Origin of the sequence: Ureibacillus xyleni, assembly GCF_900217795.1 — a bacterium.
GTDB classification, from domain to species: domain Bacteria; phylum Bacillota; class Bacilli; order Bacillales_A; family Planococcaceae; genus Ureibacillus; species Ureibacillus xyleni.
In genome coordinates this window covers 110,130-131,383 of the sequence record NZ_OBMQ01000007.1, presented here as the reverse complement: position 1 = coordinate 131,383, position 21,254 = coordinate 110,130, and the positions used below count along the sequence as shown (strand labels likewise).

17 protein-coding genes and 1 riboswitch are annotated in these 21,254 nt (G+C 36.3%); of the genes, 14 read left to right on the top strand and 3 right to left on the bottom strand.

Translation table 11 applies throughout. The features are described from left to right. The first annotated feature begins 4 nt into the window (after nt 1–4). Complete coding sequence (locus CRO00_RS11795) at nt 5–1,993, top strand: ABC1 kinase family protein (protein ID WP_097073870.1); 1,989 nt, start codon at nt 5–7, stop codon at nt 1,991–1,993. A gap of 68 nt (nt 1,994–2,061) precedes the next feature. Next, nucleotides 2,062–2,949, top strand: coding sequence for a 5'-3' exonuclease (locus CRO00_RS11790; protein WP_202615667.1), 888 nt, complete (start codon nt 2,062–2,064; stop codon nt 2,947–2,949). A 25-nt stretch (nt 2,950–2,974) separates the two neighbouring features. On the opposite strand, the gene CRO00_RS11785 is transcribed toward CRO00_RS11790, so the two are convergent. Next, the gene (locus CRO00_RS11785) at nt 2,975–3,481 is read right to left on the bottom strand and encodes a C39 family peptidase (protein WP_097073868.1); all 507 of its coding nucleotides are present in this window, start codon (nt 3,479–3,481) and stop codon (nt 2,975–2,977) included. 106 nt (nt 3,482–3,587) lie between these two features. Between CRO00_RS11785 and CRO00_RS11780 the strand changes: the two genes are divergently transcribed. Further along, the gene (locus tag CRO00_RS11780; RefSeq protein WP_097073867.1) at nt 3,588–4,280 is read left to right on the top strand and encodes a YjjG family noncanonical pyrimidine nucleotidase; all 693 of its coding nucleotides are present in this window, start codon (nt 3,588–3,590) and stop codon (nt 4,278–4,280) included. Nucleotides 4,281–4,585: 305 nt separating this feature from the next. On the opposite strand, the gene CRO00_RS11770 is transcribed toward CRO00_RS11780, so the two are convergent. Further along, nucleotides 4,586–4,903, bottom strand: coding sequence for a thioredoxin family protein (locus tag CRO00_RS11770; RefSeq protein ID WP_097073865.1), 318 nt, complete (start codon nt 4,901–4,903; stop codon nt 4,586–4,588). A 264-nt stretch (nt 4,904–5,167) separates the two neighbouring features. Here CRO00_RS11770 and CRO00_RS11765 point away from each other — a divergent pair, with 264 nt between their 5' ends. The 10 genes from CRO00_RS11765 to CRO00_RS11720 all read left to right on the top strand — a co-directional run bounded on the left by CRO00_RS11765 (nt 5,168) and on the right by CRO00_RS11720 (nt 15,396). Next, nucleotides 5,168–7,552 (top strand): 3-hydroxyacyl-CoA dehydrogenase/enoyl-CoA hydratase family protein, encoded by a 2,385-nt coding sequence (locus CRO00_RS11765; RefSeq protein WP_097073864.1) that lies wholly within the window; start codon nt 5,168–5,170, stop codon nt 7,550–7,552. Nucleotides 7,553–7,594: 42 nt separating this feature from the next. After that, complete coding sequence (locus CRO00_RS11760; RefSeq protein ID WP_097073863.1) at nt 7,595–8,767, top strand: acetyl-CoA C-acetyltransferase; 1,173 nt, start codon at nt 7,595–7,597, stop codon at nt 8,765–8,767. Nucleotides 8,768–8,861: 94 nt separating this feature from the next. Next, nucleotides 8,862–10,643: an acyl-CoA dehydrogenase family protein gene (locus CRO00_RS11755; RefSeq protein WP_097073862.1), complete on the top strand. Its 1,782-nt coding sequence runs from the start codon at nt 8,862–8,864 to the stop codon at nt 10,641–10,643. Nucleotides 10,644–10,750: 107 nt separating this feature from the next. Beyond that, nucleotides 10,751–11,107 carry an arsenate reductase family protein gene (locus tag CRO00_RS11750; RefSeq protein WP_097073861.1) on the top strand — a complete coding sequence of 119 codons (357 nt, stop codon included), beginning with the start codon at nt 10,751–10,753 and terminating at the stop codon, nt 11,105–11,107. A gap of 79 nt (nt 11,108–11,186) precedes the next feature. Continuing rightward, complete coding sequence (gene gcvH, locus CRO00_RS11745) at nt 11,187–11,570, top strand: glycine cleavage system protein GcvH (RefSeq protein ID WP_097073860.1); 384 nt, start codon at nt 11,187–11,189, stop codon at nt 11,568–11,570. A 150-nt stretch (nt 11,571–11,720) separates the two neighbouring features. After that, nucleotides 11,721–12,065, top strand: coding sequence for a toprim domain-containing protein (locus tag CRO00_RS11740; RefSeq protein ID WP_097073859.1), 345 nt, complete (start codon nt 11,721–11,723; stop codon nt 12,063–12,065). A 120-nt stretch (nt 12,066–12,185) separates the two neighbouring features. Beyond that, nucleotides 12,186–12,488, top strand: coding sequence for a thioredoxin family protein (locus CRO00_RS11735; protein WP_097073858.1), 303 nt, complete (start codon nt 12,186–12,188; stop codon nt 12,486–12,488). A gap of 64 nt (nt 12,489–12,552) precedes the next feature. Beyond that, nucleotides 12,553–12,657: riboswitch (SAM riboswitch) on the top strand. 123 nt (nt 12,658–12,780) lie between these two features. After that, nucleotides 12,781–13,806 (top strand): methionine ABC transporter ATP-binding protein, encoded by a 1,026-nt coding sequence (locus tag CRO00_RS11730; protein ID WP_097073857.1) that lies wholly within the window; start codon nt 12,781–12,783, stop codon nt 13,804–13,806. Then, complete coding sequence (locus CRO00_RS11725) at nt 13,799–14,467, top strand: methionine ABC transporter permease (RefSeq protein ID WP_097073856.1); 669 nt, start codon at nt 13,799–13,801, stop codon at nt 14,465–14,467. Before CRO00_RS11730 ends, CRO00_RS11725 begins: the two co-directional genes overlap by 8 nt. A gap of 56 nt (nt 14,468–14,523) precedes the next feature. Continuing rightward, complete coding sequence (locus CRO00_RS11720; protein ID WP_097073855.1) at nt 14,524–15,396, top strand: MetQ/NlpA family ABC transporter substrate-binding protein; 873 nt, start codon at nt 14,524–14,526, stop codon at nt 15,394–15,396. 300 nt (nt 15,397–15,696) lie between these two features. On the opposite strand, the gene CRO00_RS11715 is transcribed toward CRO00_RS11720, so the two are convergent. Beyond that, the gene (locus tag CRO00_RS11715; protein WP_097073943.1) at nt 15,697–16,611 is read right to left on the bottom strand and encodes a glutamate biosynthesis transcriptional regulator GltC; all 915 of its coding nucleotides are present in this window, start codon (nt 16,609–16,611) and stop codon (nt 15,697–15,699) included. Nucleotides 16,612–16,730: 119 nt separating this feature from the next. On the opposite strand from CRO00_RS11715, the gene gltB reads away from it, so the two are divergent. Next, nucleotides 16,731–21,251 carry a glutamate synthase large subunit gene (gene gltB, locus CRO00_RS11710; RefSeq protein WP_097073854.1) on the top strand — a complete coding sequence of 1,507 codons (4,521 nt, stop codon included), beginning with the start codon at nt 16,731–16,733 and terminating at the stop codon, nt 21,249–21,251. Nucleotides 21,252–21,254 lie beyond the last annotated feature (3 nt).

Below are 21,254 nucleotides of genomic sequence, written 5' to 3'. Positions count from 1 at the left end.
GAGAATGCACATTATTACACCAATCGTTCAAATTTTTATTGTTTCGGTCATAATCTTTTTTATAAGTGGACGATTAATTGGTTCAAATGTGAATATTTTCAAAAGGATTTTATCTGTGATTATTAGTGTCTCCTTCACAACCTTTATCTTTTGGTATACCTATTTGAGGGGAATGGATTATTCTTTCACGACAGTAAATAGTGTTGTGAATGTTGCCACATTGCTTTGGATAGGAAGCATGCTTTTAATTTCCATGCTCATTTATTTATTTTTCGAGTTATTTGATCCGATTGCCCTGGATGAAAACAATGGCCGTGTAGTAGGAAAAAAATCTTTTATCAAGCGATTAATTGGATACTGGAGACACCAAAAAAGATTAAGAACCGTTCTAAGAATTGCTGTAACAAATGGTATTACTCGAACGATGAAATATGCGCGGAACCGTGACTCTGATCGGGAATTGGCTGTTGCCTTTCGAGATACTCTTGAGCAGTGCGGGGGAATCTTCATTAAGTTCGGTCAAGTGTTGTCTACACGCAAAGAGCTTTTTTCTCCAATCTTTATTGAGGAATTGGAGAAACTCCAGCAAAACGTAACGCACCTAACAGATGAGCAAGTAAAAAGTATTATGAAACAAAATTTACCCGGGGAAATCGATGAAGTTTTTTCTTATTTTAGTATGAAACCAATCGCTGCAGCTTCTATTGGACAAGTTCATCGTGCAATATTAAAAAGTACAAAGGAACAAGTTGTTGTAAAACTTTTACGTCCTGAAGTAAAAGAAATTATGCGGGAAGATTTAAGTATTTTAATAGAATTTGCGAATTGGGTTTCTTCTAAATCTCAGTGGGCTGAAAATTTAGGTTTTCGTGATATCGCAGAAGGGTTTGCAGCTTCATTAAGGGAAGAAATTGACTTCAATATCGAAGCGCGTAATATGATTCAAATCAAAAACGTCATGCAAAATAGTAATTTAAAAGTGCATATCCCAAAAATATACGAACAATACAGTAACGAAAATATTCTTATAATGGGCTTAGCACAAGGTCGAAGTGTGTCAAATCGTTATCAATTTTATAATTCAAACTGTCATGATGTTGCAGAAACATTATTGTTTTCTTATTTAGAGCAAGCCTTAGTTTCAGGCATTTTCCATGCAGATCCACACCCGGGAAATATTTATTACGATGAAGAGACAAAAGTGATTACGTTACTTGATTTTGGTGCTGTTTGTCGACTTCCTACAACTCAGCAAGAAGGGTTAAAATTATTCTTTATTGGCATTCAACAACGAGACGCATCAATATTATTTGATGGTATTTCGCTTTTAGTAAAAAACAAAAACGATGTAGACCGCCATGATTTGGAACAAGCGATTAGCCAAATCATTTTAAAAATATCTTATGTTGATCGAATTCAAACGGATGAATTAGTATATTCGATTTTTACAGTAATTCGAGATTATGGTCTTCAATTTTATCCATCCGTTAGCGTTGCGTTACGAGTTGTCGTCACTTTAGATGGTACCCTTCGCATCATTGAACCAACTTTCAATATTTTTGAAGAAGCAAAAAAATTCTCCAATCAATATTTAAAACAAGCATTCAAGAAGCCATTTAAAGAGCCAATTGCTACTAAGGATCGATTAGAAGAAGAATTGGCACTGATTTTGCCAAACTTAAGAAAGATTCCTAGACGAGTTGACCAGTTATTCAAACGGGTGGAAGATGGAAAGGTCATTTTACATCATGATATCTTTTCTGATAAAAATAATTCAAAGTTTATTACTCAACTATTTTCGAAGTTTGTCCTTTTAATGGTAGGGATTACATTTGGGTTAATATCTGTTGCATTACTTGCTATTTCTCAGTTTATTAATACTGCCTATGCAATCTATTTAAATACGGCTGCTTATTTAGGGTTGTTCTTATGCGCAATCCTCCTTGTAAGGTTATCGATCCAAGCTATCCGAGATATGAAGCGCAATGAATAATTTGGTAGCGTCATAACTTCGTGTAATTTGCTATAATAAAAGAACTAGAATTAGAGAGGATTGTTATGATGACGAATAAACCACATCTTTTAGTAGTCGATGGCATGGCGCTCCTTTTCCGTTCTTTTTTTGCTTCGAGTGCAATGGGGCAGTTTATAAGAATGGCAGACGGAACACCTACGAATGGAGTGCAAGGGTTTGCTCGCCACGTACTAACAGCCCAATCCTTAATGAAACCAACACATTTAGCGGTATGTTGGGATATGGGAGCACAAACTTTTAGAAATGAATTATTTGATGGATATAAAGCAAACAGACCTGCACCACCCGAGGAAATGTTGCCACAGTTTGATATGGCCAAAGAAGTCTCAGAAATGATTGGCTGGCAAAACTTTGGGGAAGTTGGAATGGAAGCCGACGATACAATTGGTTCAATGGTAGAAAAGTGGAAAGATGATGCGGAAATTACAATAATAAGTGGGGATAAAGATCTTCTTCAATTATTAAATGCTTCCACGAAAATCGCCTTTACAAAAAAAGGGTATACTGAGTACGATTTCTATACTGAAGAACGATTTAAAGAGGAATATGCAATCGAACCGGAGAAGTTTGCTGAAGTGAAAGCGTTTATGGGCGATACAAGCGATGGCTATCCTGGTGTAAAAGGTATTGGTCCAAAAACTGCCTTACAATTAATTCAAAAATATGGCTCTATTGAAGGGGTTTTAAATAACTTAGAAGATTTGAAACCTGGTCAGCGTTCAAAAATTAGTGATAATGTTGATATGTTGAAATTGTCATTGCAATTAGCAACAATCCATAGAGAAATGCCTATTCATGCGACTTTAGATGAATTACAATTAAACGACTATGCAAACGATATCTTTGAAAACCTTGAAAATAAAGGGTTCAAATTGATAGCGAAACATGCAAGGTCATTATATTCATTAGTATAATTTTTTAGAGCCGAGGTGATTTGATTCACTTCGGCTCTATTTTTACGAAACTTAAGACTTTGTAATTTTCAGCGTATTTTACAACACGAATTTGGCTGTCTCGATTTTTGCCTCCATTATCATGGACGATTAAATAAAGCGTGTTGTCTTTCATTTCATAGCCAATTAAAGGCACCCAATGATATTTGAAGGAATGCTTTTCTTTCCATTGAAAAGTAAAATATTCATCAAATTTCATTGCAACTGGTCTTCCTGCATCAATCTCTTTCAACGCTTCATATAATGTACAACTTTTTACATTCCAATCTGGACCAAGTAGTTTCTGAAGATTTTTAATTAGCCGCCATTTAAAAAGGCCAATGGGAGTACTTCCGAGAAACTTATACAGAGAGTTTACGTCATGTTTTGTATTTTCCATTAAATAATTTAAAATAACATAAATGGTTGTTGGTCCACATGCTGAGTTTTGATATTGTGAATTTACTGATTCGCTGTACTGAGACATTCCTTTTAAATTTAGTTCAACCTTCATTTCCCACCTCTAACATTCTTTCTTCTATAATATGTGAATTACATCAAACTTTCCAAATTGAATGGTATAATTTTTTTAGGAAATCCTTTTGTATGGAGGAATTATTTTGAAAAGATATAAAACTTTATTATTTGACTTGGATGATACATTGCTTGACTTTGGAGCAACAGAAGACGCAGCATTGCAAAAGCTTTTTTCGGAACAGGAGATTGAACTTACACCCGAAATTAGAGCTTACTATAAGGACTTAAATGACCGTTTATGGAAAGCCTTCGAAGTGGGAGATATGGAGCGGGAAGAAGTAGTAAATTCACGATTTTCTCTTTTATTTGAACATTATGGTTTAAATGTAGATGGAGTTGCCTTAGAAAAAAGGTATCGTACATTTCTTGCAGAAGGTCATCATTTAATTGAAGGTGCCCTTGAATTAGTACAAGACATTTATGAACAATTCGATTTATATGTAGTAACAAACGGCGAATCAAATACGCAATATAAGCGGTTAAAAGATTCTGGCTTAGAACGTTATTTTAAAAAAGTGTTCATTTCAGAAGAAGTTGGTCATCAAAAGCCTAGAAAAGAGTTTTTTGACTATGTATTTTCTAATATAGAGGAATTAAATACTAAAAGCACATTAATCATTGGAGATAGTTTAAGCGCGGATATTACTGGAGGACATAATGCAGGTATTGATACTTGCTGGATTAATATTAGAGGTAAGGAAAATAACACGACAATAATCCCTACTTATGAAATAAAGAAGTTGGACGAGCTTTATGAAGTTTTAAATATAAAATAACCTAGTGAATAAAAGCGGCTGGTTTTACTTATTCCATCAAACTAACAATCTCGTGATGAAAGATATAATGAGTGGGAATCATTTTGAAGATATTAATTCCGCTATGAAGACAGGAATCAGCGGGATATCCGTGAGAAAATGCATTCATCTCGCGGATGAAGACAGAAATCAGCAAAGAATCCGTGAGAAAATGATTCATTCCGCCGATGAAGACAGAAGTCAGCAGGAAATCAAAACAGGTTCGACATCCCAACCAATAAAAAAGCTATAAGTAAGCACATTAGGCGTTACTTATAGCTACAATTTTAAGCTTGAGCATTTAAAAATTCTGTAACTTGTTCAGGAGATTTTGCATTAGCACTATGTAGATGAGCTAATTTTTCTCCGTTTTTGAAAATTAGTAAACTTGGAATGCCCATTACTTGATATTTTTCCGCAATCTCTGGGAAATCATCACGATTAATTTCATACCATTCATATTGGCTGTATTCTTCAATAATTGGATCGATAAACATGTTCATACGAGTACAATCTGGGCACCAGCCTGCATAAAATTTTACGATAACAGATTGTTCTGATCCGATTACCTCATTAAATTGATCTTGTGTAGTAATTGCTTTCATTTGAATCACGCTCCTTATAGAATAGTGTACACATTTAAAAAATTTTATAAAAGCATTTTGACTTAAATGAATGGCTGCTCATAAACTATCTATATAAAACTACTAATTTTTTTGAAAATTGGGATAAAAAAGATTGCTAAAATTGACAAAATCAACTACACTAAGAACAGAAAAGTAGTTCAATTTAGTTTTTTTAGGAATTATTTTTTTTACACGTAAAATGAATGAGTATTCATTCAAGAGGATGGATAAAGGGGGATGCTTATGACTTATAAAATTCAAAAAGCAGCCGTGCTTGGCTCAGGGGTTATGGGTTCAGGTATTGCAGCACACTTGGTGAATATCGGAATTCCTACATTACTTTTAGACATCGTTCCAAATCAGTTAACAAAAGAAGAGGAAGCAAATGGGTTAACTTTAGAACATTCAGCTGTTCGTAATCGTTTTACACAGACTGCTGTTCAAAAACTACTAAAACAAAAACCTGCTCCTCTCACTTCCAAAGAAAATTTAGCATTATTAACTGTCGGCAACTTAGAAGATGATTTTGAAAAATTAAAAGATGTAGATTGGATCATCGAAGTTGTTGTTGAAAATTTAGAAATAAAGCAAAAGTTATTTGAACGAATTGATGGGGTTCGTACACCGGGCACTATCGTTACATCTAACACTTCAGGAATTAGCGTCAATGCAATGATAGAAGGTCGTTCTGATGATTTCCAAAAGCATTTCTTAGGAACGCACTTCTTTAATCCACCACGTTACTTAAAATTGCTAGAAATTATTCCAACAGAGTATACATCCAAGGAAGTACTAGGTTTCATGAAAACTTTTGCGGAAGATGTATTAGGTAAAGGGGTAGTAATTGGCAAAGATACACCAAACTTTGTAGCAAACCGAATTGGAACTTATGGGCTGCTGATTACACTTCGAGAAATGTTAGATCGTGGGTATTCTGTTGGTGAAGTGGATTCTGTAACAGGGCCATTAATTGGTCGACCAAAATCAGCAACATTCAGAACGTTAGATGTTGTTGGGTTAGATACATTTTTACATGTAGCAAAAACTGTATACGACCAAACAACAGGTGAAGAGCAAAAAGTATTTGAAGTGCCTGAATTGATGAAAAAACTGGTAGATGCAGGAAGTCTTGGGGCAAAATCTGGTCAAGGTTTCTTTGTGAAAAAAGGAAAAGACATTTACGAGATTGACCCAACTTCAATGGAATATGTGCCGGTTAAGAAGTTGCAAACACCTTCTATCGAAATGGCTAAACAAACGAAGGGACTTTCCAACAAGGTAAAAACATTAGTTTACGCAAAAGACCGCACTGGAGAGTTATTGTGGAATATCTTTGCACCAACACTTATTTACTCTGCAGAACTAACGGGTATCATTGCAGATAACATTGTAGAAATTGATAATGCAATGAAATGGGGCTTTGGCTGGACTCAAGGACCATTTGAAATGTGGGATGCAATTGGTGTAAAACAATCTGTAGAAAAAATGCAAGCAGAGGGTAGAGAAATCCCACAATTCGTAAAAGATTTATTGGAGAAAGACTATGAAACTTTCTATAAAGAAGTAGATGGGGAAATTGCTTATTTCAATGGCGCAGACTACTCAAAAGTTCCAGTTAACGAAAAGGAAATCGACTTAAAACGTTATAAGAAAAAACATGGCGTCATAAAATCGAATTCTGGAGCTAGTTTAATAGATTTAGGTGACGGAATTGCCTTACTTGAGTTCCATTCAAAATCTAATGCAATTGGTCTAGATATTATTCAAATGGTTAATTTCGCTATTGATGAAGTGGAAGCAAATTATAAAGGGCTCGTTATTGGAAACCGAGGGAAAAACTTCTGCGTTGGTGCAAACCTTGGAATGATTCTAATGGAGGCCCAGGACGATAACATTTTCGAGTTAGATTTCACGATTCGTGCCTTCCAGAAAGCAATGCGTCGTATTAAATATAGTAAAAAACCTGTAGTGGCAGCTCCATTTGGTATGGCACTAGGGGGAGGAGCAGAAGTTTGTTTACCAGCTGCTCATATTCAAGCGTCTAGTGAAACTTATATGGGACTAGTAGAAGTAGGTGTTGGTTTAATTCCAGGCGGTGGCGGAAATCTTGGCCTTTACGAAAAATTCATCAAAGGATTGCCAAAAGGTGTAGATGTAGATTATCAAGCAATTGCTAACAAAGTATTTGAAACAATTGCCATGGCGAAAGTATCTACTTCGGCTGAAGAAGCTCGGGAAAATAACTTCTTAAATTTTGTTGATGGTATTTCAGTAAATCCTGACCACCTAATTTATGATGCGAAACAAGCAGCATTGGCACTTTATGAAGCAGGTTATAAACCGCCAGTACCAAAGAAAATTAAAGTGGTAGGCGCACCTGGATATGCAACTTTACTGTTAGGTGCTCAAGGAATGTACCAATCAGGATATATTAGTGAACATGATTTAAAGATTGCGAAAAAGCTTGCCTTTGTTCTTGCGGGCGGTTTAGTACCTTATGGGACAGAAGTGACGGAAGATTATTTACTAAATCTTGAACGAGAAGCATTTATCCAGCTTGTTGCGGATCCAAAATCTCAAGCTAGAATGCAACACATGCTGATAAAAGGGAAGCCATTACGAAATTAAACAATGATCTAGTACAGCTTTTTAAGAAGGGGGATACGATATATGCGTGAAGCCGTAATAGTGGCAGGTGCAAGAACACCAATTGGGAAGGCAGTAAAGGGGTCTCTTGCAACGGTACGACCAGATGATCTTGGTGGAATTGTCGTGAAAGAGACATTAAATAGAGCAGGTTATGTTGGACCTATTGATGATTTAATTATGGGATGTGCATTGCCAGAAGCTGAACAAGGATTAAACGTTGCTCGAAATATTGGTGCATTGGCAGGTTTACCAGATTCAACACCAGCCATTACCATTAATCGCTATTGTTCTTCCGGCTTGCAATCAATTGCTTATGCAGCAGAACGTATCATGCTAGGGCATTCAAAAGCAATAATTGCAGGTGGCGTTGAATCAATGAGTTTAGTTCCAATGCCTGGTAATACTGTACGTTTAAACCCGAAACTAGCAGAAGAAGCACCGCAATATTACATGAGCATGGGACATACAGCAGAAGAGGTAGCGAGACGTTATGAAGTATCAAGGGAAGATCAAGATGCCTTTGCTGTTCGTTCACACCAATTAGCAGCAAAAGCCATTCAAGAAGGTAAGTTTAAAGATGAAATTGTCCCAATTGAAGTTGTAAACCATTATGTAGATGAAAATAACAAACTTCAAAAGAAGACATTTATTTTTGATACAGATGAAGGTGTTCGTCCGGAAACAACAATGGAAATATTAGCAAAACTTCGGCCAGCGTTTAACATAAAGGGGTCCGTAACAGCAGGAAACTCTTCGCAAACATCAGATGGCGCAGCAGCTGTGCTAGTGATGGATCGTGAAGAAGCAGAAGCTCAAGGATTAACACCAATGGCTAAATTTTTAGGTTTTGCTGTTGGAGGAGTACCGCCTGAAGTAATGGGGATTGGTCCGATTGAAGCAATACCAAAAGCTTTAAAAATTGCTGGATTATCTCAAGGTGACATTGACTTGTGGGAACTAAATGAAGCCTTCGCATCACAGTCGCTGCAAGTCGTTCGTCATTTAGGAATTGATATGGAAAAAGTAAATGTAAACGGTGGAGCTATTGCGTTTGGTCACCCACTTGGCGCAACAGGTACAATGCTTACATTAAAACTGATACACGAATTAAAACGCCAAGGTAAAAAATATGGAGTAGTGACAATGTGTATCGGCGGCGGAATGGGTGCAGCAGGCGTATTTGAGTTGCTATAAACCTTGTAATGGCGGATAAATGGTTCAATTTGGCGGATATTCGACAAATATTGGCGGATTGTCATAGTGATCTTAAAAATAGGGAGGAATTATTATGGTTCAAACAACGAACATTATTAAAGGCGGAAGTTTCTTAGTTGAAGATGTGGACGTTAATCGCGTATTTACACCAGAAGATTTTACAGATGAGCAAAAAATGATTGCTCAAACTACTGCAGAGTATGTAGAAACTGAAGTGAAACCGGTAGTTGAGAACCTAGAAAACCATGAATTTGAACATTCCGTACGCCTATTAAAAAAGGCTGGTGAACTTGGACTTCTTGCTGCTGATATTCCAGAAGAATATGAAGGTCTTGGTTTAGATAAAATTTCTTCTGCATTAATTGGAGAAAAAATGTCTCCAGCAGGTGGATTTTCTATAACACATGGAGCTCATGTTGGTATCGGATCTTTACCAATCGTGTTATTCGGTAATCATGAGCAAAAATCAAAATACTTACCGAAACTTGCTTCAGGTGAGTTATTAGCAGCATATGCGTTAACTGAACCAGGTTCTGGCTCGGATGCGTTAGGTGCAAAAACAGTTGCAAAACTAAACGATGCAGGAACACATTATATTTTAAATGGTGAAAAACAATGGATTACGAATGCTGGCTTTGCTGATGTATTTGTTGTTTATGCGAAAATCGATGGTGACAAGTTCTCTGCATTTATCGTTGAACGTACTTTCCCAGGTGTTTCAGTTGGTGCGGAAGAAAAGAAAATGGGGATCAAATCTTCTTCAACTCGTACATTAATTTTACAAGATGCAGAAGTACCAGTAGAAAACTTATTAGGTGAAATTGGCCGTGGTCATGTTATCGCCTTCAACATCTTAAACATTGGTCGTTATAAATTAGGCGTTGGAACAGTGGGAGCTAGTAAACGTGCATTCGAGCTAGCTGCTGCCTATACAAATCAACGCCAACAATTTAAAACACCATTATCTAGTTTTAATTTAACAAAAGAAAAACTAGCAACGATGGCATCTCAACTATATGCTTCTGAATCATTAAACTATCGTACTGTCGGATATTTTGAAGATCGCTTAAGTCAATTAACAGACGAGGAACAAAAGGATGGAAGAGCAGTTGCCGCAGCGATTGCTGAATATGCGATTGAATGTTCCATTGCCAAAGTGTTCGGTTCTGAAACATTAGACTTTATTGCAGATGAAGCAGTACAGTTACACGGTGGCTATGGTTTCATGGCTGAATATGAAGTAGAACGCATTTACCGTGACTCTCGTATTAACCGTATCTTTGAAGGAACAAATGAAATTAACCGTTTACTTGTGCCTGGTACATTTATGAAGAAAGCATTAAAAGGTGAATTACCACTTCTTCAAGCTGCACAACAACTACAAGAAGAATTGTTAATGCTAATGCCAGAAGAAATTGGTGATGAGCCATTAGCGCAAGAAAAGTATTTAATGAAAAATGCAAAGAAAATTGGCATTTTAGCAGCGGGAGTAGCAGCACAAAGATTTGGTACAAAGCTAGAAACGGAGCAAGAAGTTCTTGTTAACATTGCAAATATTGCAAATCAACTATATGCAATGGAATCAGCAGTGCTTCGTACGGCAAAAGCAATCGAACGTGATGGTGTAGAAAAATCAAAACAAAAAATCCTTTACACAGAAATCTTTTGTCAAGAAGCCTTCGCAGAAATTGAAAAAGAAGCAAAAGAAACAATTATTGCTTCAGTAGAAGGTGATGCAGGAAGAATGACTTTATCTGCTCTTCGCAAACTTACACGTCACAACCCATATAATTTAATTTTGAAAAAGCGTGAGGCTGCACAAAAGCTAATTGACGCTGAAAAATATGTAGTATAATCAATGAAGAAGAAGGCGCTAACTAAACTGCCTTCTTCTTTTTATTATCAGAAGAGTACATTATTTGTTAAGATAGGTATAAATAATAAACTATAAGGAGCACTACGATGACAATTCAATTAATCCAGTATCCTCGCTGCACAACTTGTAAAAAAGCAGCCAAATGGTTAGATGAACACCAAATTCAGTACGACCTTATTAATATAGTAGAACAAACACCAACAAAAGAGCAGTTGAAATCATTTTGGGAACTAAGTGGTCTTCCTTTGAAGAAATTTTTCAACACTTCTGGCATGAAGTATAAAACACTTGGTTTGAAGGATAAATTAAGTACTATGACAGAAGAAGAACAGTTAGACCTTCTAGCCTCAGATGGAATGTTAATTAAACGTCCAATCGTAACAAATGGTGAAAAAATAACACTGGGCTTTAAAGAGGAAGAATTCACAAAGACGTGGAAATAAAAAACGGTTATTAACTTGTTTTTACTGTTGAAATATGTCAAACTTATAATCATATTACATATGTTTTGGAGGGGTATTTGTGAGCACACCAAAAGAATTACGTTACTCAGAAGAACATGAGTGGGTAAAAGTAGAAGATGGAAAAGTACGTGTTGGTATTACACATTTCGCACAATCAGAATTAGGTGACATCGTATTCGTTGAGCTTCCACAAGTAGGCGACGAAATTCAAACAAACGAACCATTTGGTAGTGTAGAATCTGTAAAAACAGTTTCTGAGCTATATGCACCAATCTCTGGTAAAGTTGTAGAAGTTAATGCTGACCTTGAAGACAGCCCAGAATTTGTAAATGAATCTCCTTATGAAAAAGCTTGGATGATCGTTGTTGAACCTACTGACATCGCAGAAGTAGAATCTTTACTAACAGCTGAGCAATATGAGGAATTAATCGAAGCTGAATAGGAATATAATATATTAAAAAACGCCAGATTAGCACTGGCGTTTTTTTTACAATAAAATATAATAATTTAACCACCTTCTTTTTTTGCATTTGTTATGCATATTTTTCACACATTTTTAGCAAGTTTACTTACAAAATCGTGGGGTGAGCGAATGATTGTTGAAAAGTGTATAATTGTTGAGGGTCGATCGGATAAATTAAACATTGAACCAATTTTTGCAGAAGATGTACAAATTATATGTACAAATGGGACAATTAGTGAGGATGCGTTATTAGACTTACTTGAGCCTTTTGAAGAATGTAGATTTTATACTTTATTTGATGCAGATAAATCAGGAGAAAAGTTGAGAAAGCTTACGAAGAGAATTTATTCTGAAGCGGTTCATCTTTTCATTCCAAGAACATATATCGAGGTTGCGAATGCACCGAAAAAAGTATTGGCACAGTTGTTAAATGAGGCAAGTTTTTCTGTTCACAAACAATATCTATCTTCTTAAAATAACGAAATATTTATGTGCGACTTTTCCCATACGACTTTTCCCATACTATGAGCAAAAGTCGCAATTTTATTTTGTAAAGGGGTACTACACAAATTATTTAGAAATAGGGTTGATTTAATGGAAGAATGGACGATACAACAATGGGAGCAAAAACTATCTGAAAATAAAATTGTAGCATTTTATTTATATACCCCAATGTGTGGGACATGCGCAGTAGCTTCAAAAATGCTATCAGTTGTTGAGGAAGTATTGCCTGACACACCAATTGGTAAAGCAAATATTAACTTTATTGAACAGTTAGCAATGGACTATAAAATAGAGAGCGTACCTTGTTTACTCATACATCACAATGGAAAACTTACAGATAAAATATACGCTTTCCAATCCGTACCATTTCTATATGAAAAGTTGAAAATCTAGTTGACTTTATAAATCTATCATGATAAAGTAACTCAAGTAGTATTCAATTAATTAAATATCGTACCTCTTATAAAGAGCGGCGGAGGGAAGTGCCCTATGAAGCCCGGCAACCATCACTAAAGTGAAAAGGTGCCAAGTCACGCGAAGTGGATACTTTGGAAGATGAGAGAACGGTTCGTATAAACATAAAATATAGTGCGAAACCCCTTCTACTTGTCTATGTAGAAGGGGTTTTATTGGTAACAATATACTAAATTACATAAATACAGCAGCGAATTAAAGGAGAACAATCATGATCGAATTAAAAGACATTTCGAAAATATATCAATCAAAAAATGGTGAGATCACTGCTGTTAAAAATGTAAATTTATCTATTAATAAAGGTGAAATTTTCGGAATAATTGGATATAGTGGTGCCGGAAAAAGTACAATGATTCGCTTATTAAATGGCCTTGAGAAACCAACGAACGGAACGGTAATTGTCAATGGTAAGCAAATCTCCTCTATATCCGGAAATGAACTTCGAAATGCTCGCCAGAAGATTAGTATGATATTTCAACATTTTAACTTACTATGGTCTCGAACAGTAGCGGATAACATTGCCTTCCCACTAGAAATTGCAGGTATTACAAAAAATGAGCGCAGTAAACGTGTGAAAGAACTTATTGACCTTGTTGGCTTATCAGGAAGAGAAAATGCGTATCCTTCCCAATTATCCGGTGGTCAAAAACAACGTGTTGGGATTGCCCGTGCATTAGCAAATAATCCAGAAGTATTGTTATGTGATGAAGCGACAAGTGCACTTGACCCAGAAACAACAGATTCCATCCTAGAACTATTACTAGATATTAATAAGCGACTAGGATTAACAATTGTTCTTATCACCCATGAAATGCACGTAATTCGCAAAATTTGTAATCGTGTAGCGGTGATGGAAGCCGGACAAGTTGTTGAACAAGGCGATGTTCTTCAAGTATTCCAAAATCCACAAGCAGATATTACGAAAAACTTTGTTATGCAAGTTTCTGGAACGAAGGAATCAAAAGAATCAATTGAACAGATTTTGGCAAACTATCCTACAGGGAAGATTGTAAAATTAACGTTCATCGGCAATAAAACAGAACAACCGATTATTTCTCGACTTATTAAAGATTTTGGTGTTGAAGTAAATATTGTGCACGGAAACATCTCACAAACAACAAGTGGCCCCTATGGAACATTAATTGTTCAAATAGATGGGGATGACGTTAAAGTTAACCAAGCGTTACATCTTTTAGACCAGCAAGAAGTACAAACGGAGGTGATTGATCATGCTTAGTGGATTATTTCCGAATGTACAATGGGACAAAATGTGGGAAGCTACATATGACACATTGTATATGACAATCATTTCTACAGGAGCTACATTTATTTTAGGTTTAGCCATTGGGATTTTATTATTTTTAACGAGTCCTCATCAAATATGGGCAAACAAGGTAGCGAACTTTATTACGGGCTCTTTAGTAAATATTTTCCGTTCAATTCCATTTATTGTATTGATTATTTTATTAATTCCATTCACAAAATTTTTATTAGGTACGATTCGTGGAGTAAATGCAGCTCTACCGGCATTAATTATTGGTGCTGCTCCATTCTATGCAAGGATGGTTTTAATTGCATTACGTGAAATCGATAAAGGTGTAATTGAAGCGGCCAGGTCGATGGGGGCAAAAACATCCACGATTATTTGGAAAGTACTTATTCCAGAATCAATGCCTGCTTTATTATCAGGTATTACAGTTACTGCTGTTACATTAGTAGGTTATACGGCAATGGCTGGTATTATCGGAGCTGGTGGATTAGGAAACTTGGCATTTATTGATGGTTTCCAACGTAGCCGTGATGATGTAACGTTGATGGCTACAATTGTAATTCTAATCGTTGTGTTCGTTATCCAATTTATTGGAGACTTTATTACTTCAAAAACAGATAAACGATAACTTGGTGCAGACGGAATATCCGTTCACATATAACAAAATAAAAGGAGATATAAAAAATGAAGAAGTTATTATCATTTTTATTATTAGCTGTATTCGTACTAGCTTTAGCAGCTTGTGGCACTAAAGAAGATGATGCTGCTACAAACAGCAAAGCAACAGATGAAGGTACAGAAGAAACACCAACAAATTCAGAAACAGTTACGTTAACTGTAGGGGCTTCTAACGGTTTACATGACATTATTTTAGAACAAGCAAAACCTATTTTAGCTGAAGAAGGTATCGAATTAGTAATCGAACCATACCAAGATTATGTAATGCCTAACCAAGATTTAGAATCTGGTGAATTAGATGCAAACTATTTCCAACACATTCCGTACTTAGAAACTGAAATTGCACAAAAAGGTTATGACTTTGTAAATGCTGGTGGAATCCATATCGAGCCAATCGGTATTTATTCTCAGAAGTATAAATCTTTAGATGAGCTTCCAGATGGCGCAACAATTATCATTTCAAACTCTGTATCTGACCAAGGGCGTATTTTATCATTATTAGAAACTCAAGGATTAATTAAATTAAAAGACGGTATTGATAAAACAGCTGCAACTGTAGATGATATCATTGAAAATCCTAAAAACTTAGAAATTGATGCAAGTTCTGCTCCAGAAATGTTAGTAACGTATTATGAAGAAGGCGAAGGAGATGCAGTAGTTATCAACTCTAACTTCGCAATCGATGCAGGCATTAACCCAGTGGAAGATTCAATTGCTATCGAAGGATCTGAATCTCCATACGTAAACGTAATCGCAGTTCGTGCTGAAGATAAAGATAATGAAGCTATCAAACGTCTTATTGAAGTATTACACACTGATGAAATCCAAAACTTCATTCTTGAAGAGTGGGGCGGCGCTGTAGTACCTGTAAATGAATAATTGACAGTAAAAACCTTTGGGAGTTGTTCCTGAAGGTTTTTTGTTGTTTATAAATTCTATTACTCAAAGATTTTGTCTACTGATGTGGGATGTTCTATTAACACACTGATTTTTTCTATAAATGCATGAAAATTTTCTATTATCTTAGTTAATTTTTCTATTATTAGTATAAAATTTTCTATTAATGTGGGATTTTCTATTACCTCGCAGATTTTTCTATTAAAGCATCAAAATTTTATATTATTAGTACGAAAGTTTCTATTATTTATCTCCTCGCATTAAAAAACTACCCGGATTAGATTAGTCCGAGTAGCCATTAAATTGATTTAATCTAGAGAAGAATGTGCTAATGAAATTTAAAAATACTTTCTCAGAAGGTCCTAATTCTCGATTTGTAGGGTAAATAACTCCAACAGTACGTGTTATTGAAGGAGTTTCGATTTTCATTTTCACTGTAAGACGTGGAGTTATATCATATAAAGAACTTTCAGGAAGTAAGGTAACCCCAATTCCTGCTGCAACTAGTCCTTTCAATGCATCCATATCTTCCCCTTCTGATGTAACATTTGGGACAAAGCCTGCAGATTTACATGCATCCACTGCCACTTTATTTAAAATATAACCTTCCGGAAATAATACGAAATTTTCCTTTCGTAAATCGGCTAAATTCAATTTATCTTTCTCTGTTAAAGGATGATTCGCAGGAAGTAATGCATGAACTTTTTCGCTAAAAAGGATCATTGTATTGATGCTTTCATCCTTTTGAGGGACAGGTCCTAAAAATGCTAAATTTAGATCACGATTTTTTACAGCATCAATCAAATATCTATAGGAGCCTTGACGTAAATGAAATGAGACGTCTGGATATTCTTTTTTAAAGGCTGAAATAACAGTTGGGAGTACATAACTTGCAAGGCTTGTAGGGAATCCAACCTTAATTGTCCCTCTTGCTGGATCTAAATATTCTTCCACTTGTTTGGCTGCAAAATCGATTGCCTTCAATGCGGAAACACAATGTTCTAAAAATAACTTCCCTATAGGTGTCAATTTTACATTGCGTCCTATCCTTTCGAAAAGTGGTGTACCAAGCTCTTCCTCAAGGTTTGCAATTTGTCGACTAACTGCTGATTGGGCAACATGAAGATGTTCGGCTGCTTCAGAAATATGTTCGCGTTCTGCTACCTCTACAAAGTACCTTAATTGACGTAATTCCAACATTTTCATCCCCTTTATCTATTTATTAGATTAATTCCATCCAAACTATATATTGTTTATATTATTTCAAAAAACGTAGAATGTAAATAAGATAAATAAGAAGTTTTGGAGGGATTTACATGAGTTTTCATCAACTACCAGACGCACAAGGGCTATATTCACCAAGCTTTGAGCATGATGCTTGTGGAATTGGTTTTTACGCAAATATTAAGGGACGTCCTTCACATAACATTGTAAAAAGTGGTTTAGAAATGTTATGTCGTTTGGAACACCGTGCAGGACGTGGTGGCGATGGTAAAACAGGTGATGGTGCGGGATTAATGGTTCAAATTCCAGATGCATTTTTTAAATTAAATTGTCCGGAATTACAACTTCCTGCAAAAGGGGAATATGGGGTTGGGCAATTCTTTTTTACTGAGAATGTAGTGGAGAGAGAAGCTATTGAGCAAAAAATTAATGAATTAATTGAAATAGAAGGCCAACATTTGATTGGCTGGAGAACAGCACCTACGAATAAAAAACCTCTTAGTGATATTGCAAAATCAACTGCACCAATCGTTCGTCAAATTTTTATTAAAAAGAATGACAATATTCAAGATTCTCTAGACTTTGAACGCAAATTATATTTAATCCGCAAACAAGCTGAATTTTGGGCAAAACAAAATGACTACAAATTTTATTGTCCGAGTATGTCGAGCCAAACAATGGTATTTAAAGGTTTATTAACTCCAGAAGAGGTTAGTGAATTTTACATTGATTTACAAGACGAAAGCTTCATTTCTGCCTTTTCTATTGTACACTCACGCTATTCTACTAATACATTTCCAAGCTGGGAACGAGCACACCCAAACCGTTATATTGTTCACAATGGTGAAATTAACACATTGCGAGGAAACATTAACTGGATGACAGCTCGTGAACAACAATTTATTTCAGAAGCTTTCGGTGATGATTTACAAAAAGTGTTGCCAATAATCGATCATTCAGGTTCTGATTCATCTATGTTAGATAATGCTTTTGAGTTTTTTGTTCTAGCTGGTAGAACGCCCGCGCATACAGCAATGATGTTAATTCCAGAACCATGGTCAGAGAATCCACATATTTCAGAAGAGAAAAAAGCATTTTACTCTTACCATGCAAGTTTAATGGAGCCTTGGGATGGTCCTACTGCAGTTTGTTTCACAGACGGCAAACAAATTGGTTCTATTTTAGACCGAAATGGATTACGCCCAGCCCGGTACTACGTGACAAAAGACGATATGATTGTTTTTTCTTCAGAAGTTGGTGTTGTTGATATTGATGAAGAAAATGTCCTTTATAAAGAGCGATTAAGTCCGGGGCGTATGTTATTAATTGATTTGGAACAAGGGAAAATTATTTCGGATGAAGAGTTAAAAAGTGAAATGGCGAAAGCAGAGCCATATGCAAAGTGGCTAGAAGAAAATCTAGTTACATTAAAAGAAAATCAAGAATCACCAAAGAAGTTCGACCAACTTACATTACGTCAAAAAACTTTTGGCTACACATATGAGGACCTTCATAAATACATTGTTCCCATTGCAAGTAGTGGGAAAGATCCAATTGGTTCGATGGGGACGGATACACCATTAGCTGTGTTATCAGATCGACCTCAATCACTATTTAATTACTTTAAGCAATTATTTGCACAAGTAACAAATCCACCAATTGATGCAATTCGTGAACATATCGTTACGTCAACAATGACTCTTCTAGGAGCAGAAGGAAATCTCCTACATCCAAATGCTGAAAATGCACGACGTATCTTTTTAGAGACACCAATTTTAACGAATAATGAGTTACAACAATTAATAACTTTGGAGAATTTCAAATCTACTATTTTAACACTAGAATTTAAAGGTTCATTAAAAGATGAACTTGGTCGTCTATTTAAAGAGGCTGAATCAGCAATCGATAACGGTGTTACATTGCTTGTGTTAACTGATGAATTACAAGATGTAAGTACACCAACTATTCCTGTATTACTTGCTGTCAGTGGTTTGCATCAACACTTAATTCGCATAGGTAAGCGGACACAAGTAAGTATTATTGTAAACAGTGGAGAAGCTCGGGAGGTACACCATTTTGCATCATTAATTGGCTTTGGGGCAGATGCAATTAATCCGTATCTTGCATATGCATCAGTGGAGCAAGCAATTGAATCAAGCCATATTACAATTAGCTACCAAGAGGCTGTAAAGAAATATCGTAAAGGCATTTCTGAAGGCGTTGTAAAAGTGATGTCTAAAATGGGAATTTCAACAGTTCAATCTTACCGTGGTGCTCAAATATTTGAAGCGGTTGGTATTAGCAAAGATGTGATTGAACAATATTTCACAGGTACCGCATCGCAAATTGATGGAATTGATTTAGAAACGATTGGCGAGGAAGTAAAACGGAGACATGCAGCAGCATTTCTTCAAGATTCGCAAAATTTAGAATCCGGAAGTGAACATCAATGGCGGGCAAATGGAGAGCATCACGCCTTTAATCCAAAAACAATTCATACATTGCAAACTGCAACTAGAAAAAATGATTACGGGATATATCGTATGTATGCGGAAATGGCGAATGAAGAGCGAATTGGTTTTTTACGAAATCTTTTTGAATTTAAAAAATCTACTAATCCAATTCCTTTAGAGGAAGTTGAATCAGTAGATAGTATTGTGAAACGCTTCAAAACTGGGGCGATGTCATTTGGTTCGATTTCAAAAGAAGCCCATGAAACGTTAGCTATTGCCATGAATCGTTTAGGTGGTCGTTCGAACTCAGGTGAAGGTGGAGAACATTCTTCTCGTTATGAAATCGATGCTAATGGTGATAATCGAAATAGTGCTATCAAACAAATTGCTTCTGGGCGCTTTGGCGTAAAATCGCACTATCTTGTAAATGCAGAAGAGCTACAAATTAAGATGGCTCAAGGTGCAAAACCAGGTGAAGGTGGACAATTACCTGGAAATAAAGTGTATCCTTGGGTAGCTGAAGTTCGTGGGTCCACGCCTGGTGTTGGATTAATTTCACCACCGCCACATCACGACATTTATTCAATTGAGGATTTAGCTGAGCTGATTTATGACTTAAAAAATGCTAATCGTTATGCTCGTATTTCTGTAAAACTTGTAGCCAAAGCTGGCGTAGGTACCATTGCAGCAGGTGTTGCAAAAGGTGGAGCTGATGTGATTGTTATTTCTGGTTATGATGGCGGAACAGGTGCATCACCGAAAACTTCTATTAAACATACAGGTCTTCCATGGGAGCTTGGATTAGCAGAAGCACATCAAACGTTAATGCTAAACGGCCTTCGTGAACGCGTTACATTAGAAACAGACGGGAAGCTTATGACCGGAAAAGATGTTGTGATGGCTGCGATACTTGGAGCAGAAGAATTTGGTTTTGCAACAGCACCATTAATCGTACTTGGTTGTGTGATGATGCGTGCTTGTCACTTAGATACGTGTCCGGTTGGAGTAGCGACTCAAAATCCAGAATTACGTAGAAAATTTATGGGGAATGCGGATCATATCGTAAACTTCATGCGCTTTGTTGCAGAAGAAATGCGTGAATATATGGCGAAATTAGGATTCCGAACAGTTGAAGAAATGGTTGGTCGTACGGATATTCTTCAGGTGAGTAACCGTGCAAAATCACACTGGAAAGCAAGCCAACTTGATCTTTCCGCATTGCTTTACCAAGTGGAAGGTGTTCGTACAAAACAGACACCTCAAAATCTACAGATTGAAGAAACTTTCGATCTTCGTGAGCTACTGCCAAAAGTAGAAAGTAGTATACAAGAAAAAGAACGTATTGAACTTGAATACACAATTAAAAATACAGATCGTGTAATGGGTACGATTATCGGAAGTGAAATTTCGAAAAAGTACGGGGAAAAGGGTCTAAAAGATGAAACGATTACGTTGAAATTTACAGGTCATGCTGGCCAAAGTTTCGGTGCATTTGCTCCACGTGGGTTGACTTTATCTTGTGTAGGAGATGTGAATGATTACTTTGGAAAAGGGTTATCTGGTGGGAAGTTAGTAGCGATTGCACCAATTAAAGGAGAACAAGAGAAAAATGTGATTGCTGGTAATGTATGTTTGTATGGTGCTACGAGTGGCACTGCTTATATTAATGGTCGTGCCGGAGATCGTTTTGCAGTACGAAACAGTGGAGCAAACATTGTAGTTGAAGGTATAGGAGACCACGGCTGTGAGTACATGACAGGTGGACGCGTTGTCATTTTAGGGGATGCTGGTAAAAACTTTGCTGCAGGAATGAGCGGTGGTATTGCCTATGTTTTACCGTCAGATGATGCGGCATTTATGGAAAACTGCAATAAGGAAATGATTGAGTTTGAGCGTTTAAGCGACAAATCGGAAATCGAAGCGGTTCGTTCAATGATCATTAAGCATTTAGAACATACAGAAAGCTCGATTGCATTGGATATATTAGCAAAATGGGATTCAATTGTACCGAAATTTATTAAAGTTGTACCAACAGATTACAAAGTGATGTTGGAAAAGATTGAATATCATAAATTCCAAGGTTTAGAAGAAAGCGATGCAGCAATGCGGGCATTTGTTGAGCAAACTAGTGGTAAAGAGCTTGCCATTACAAATCGATAGGGG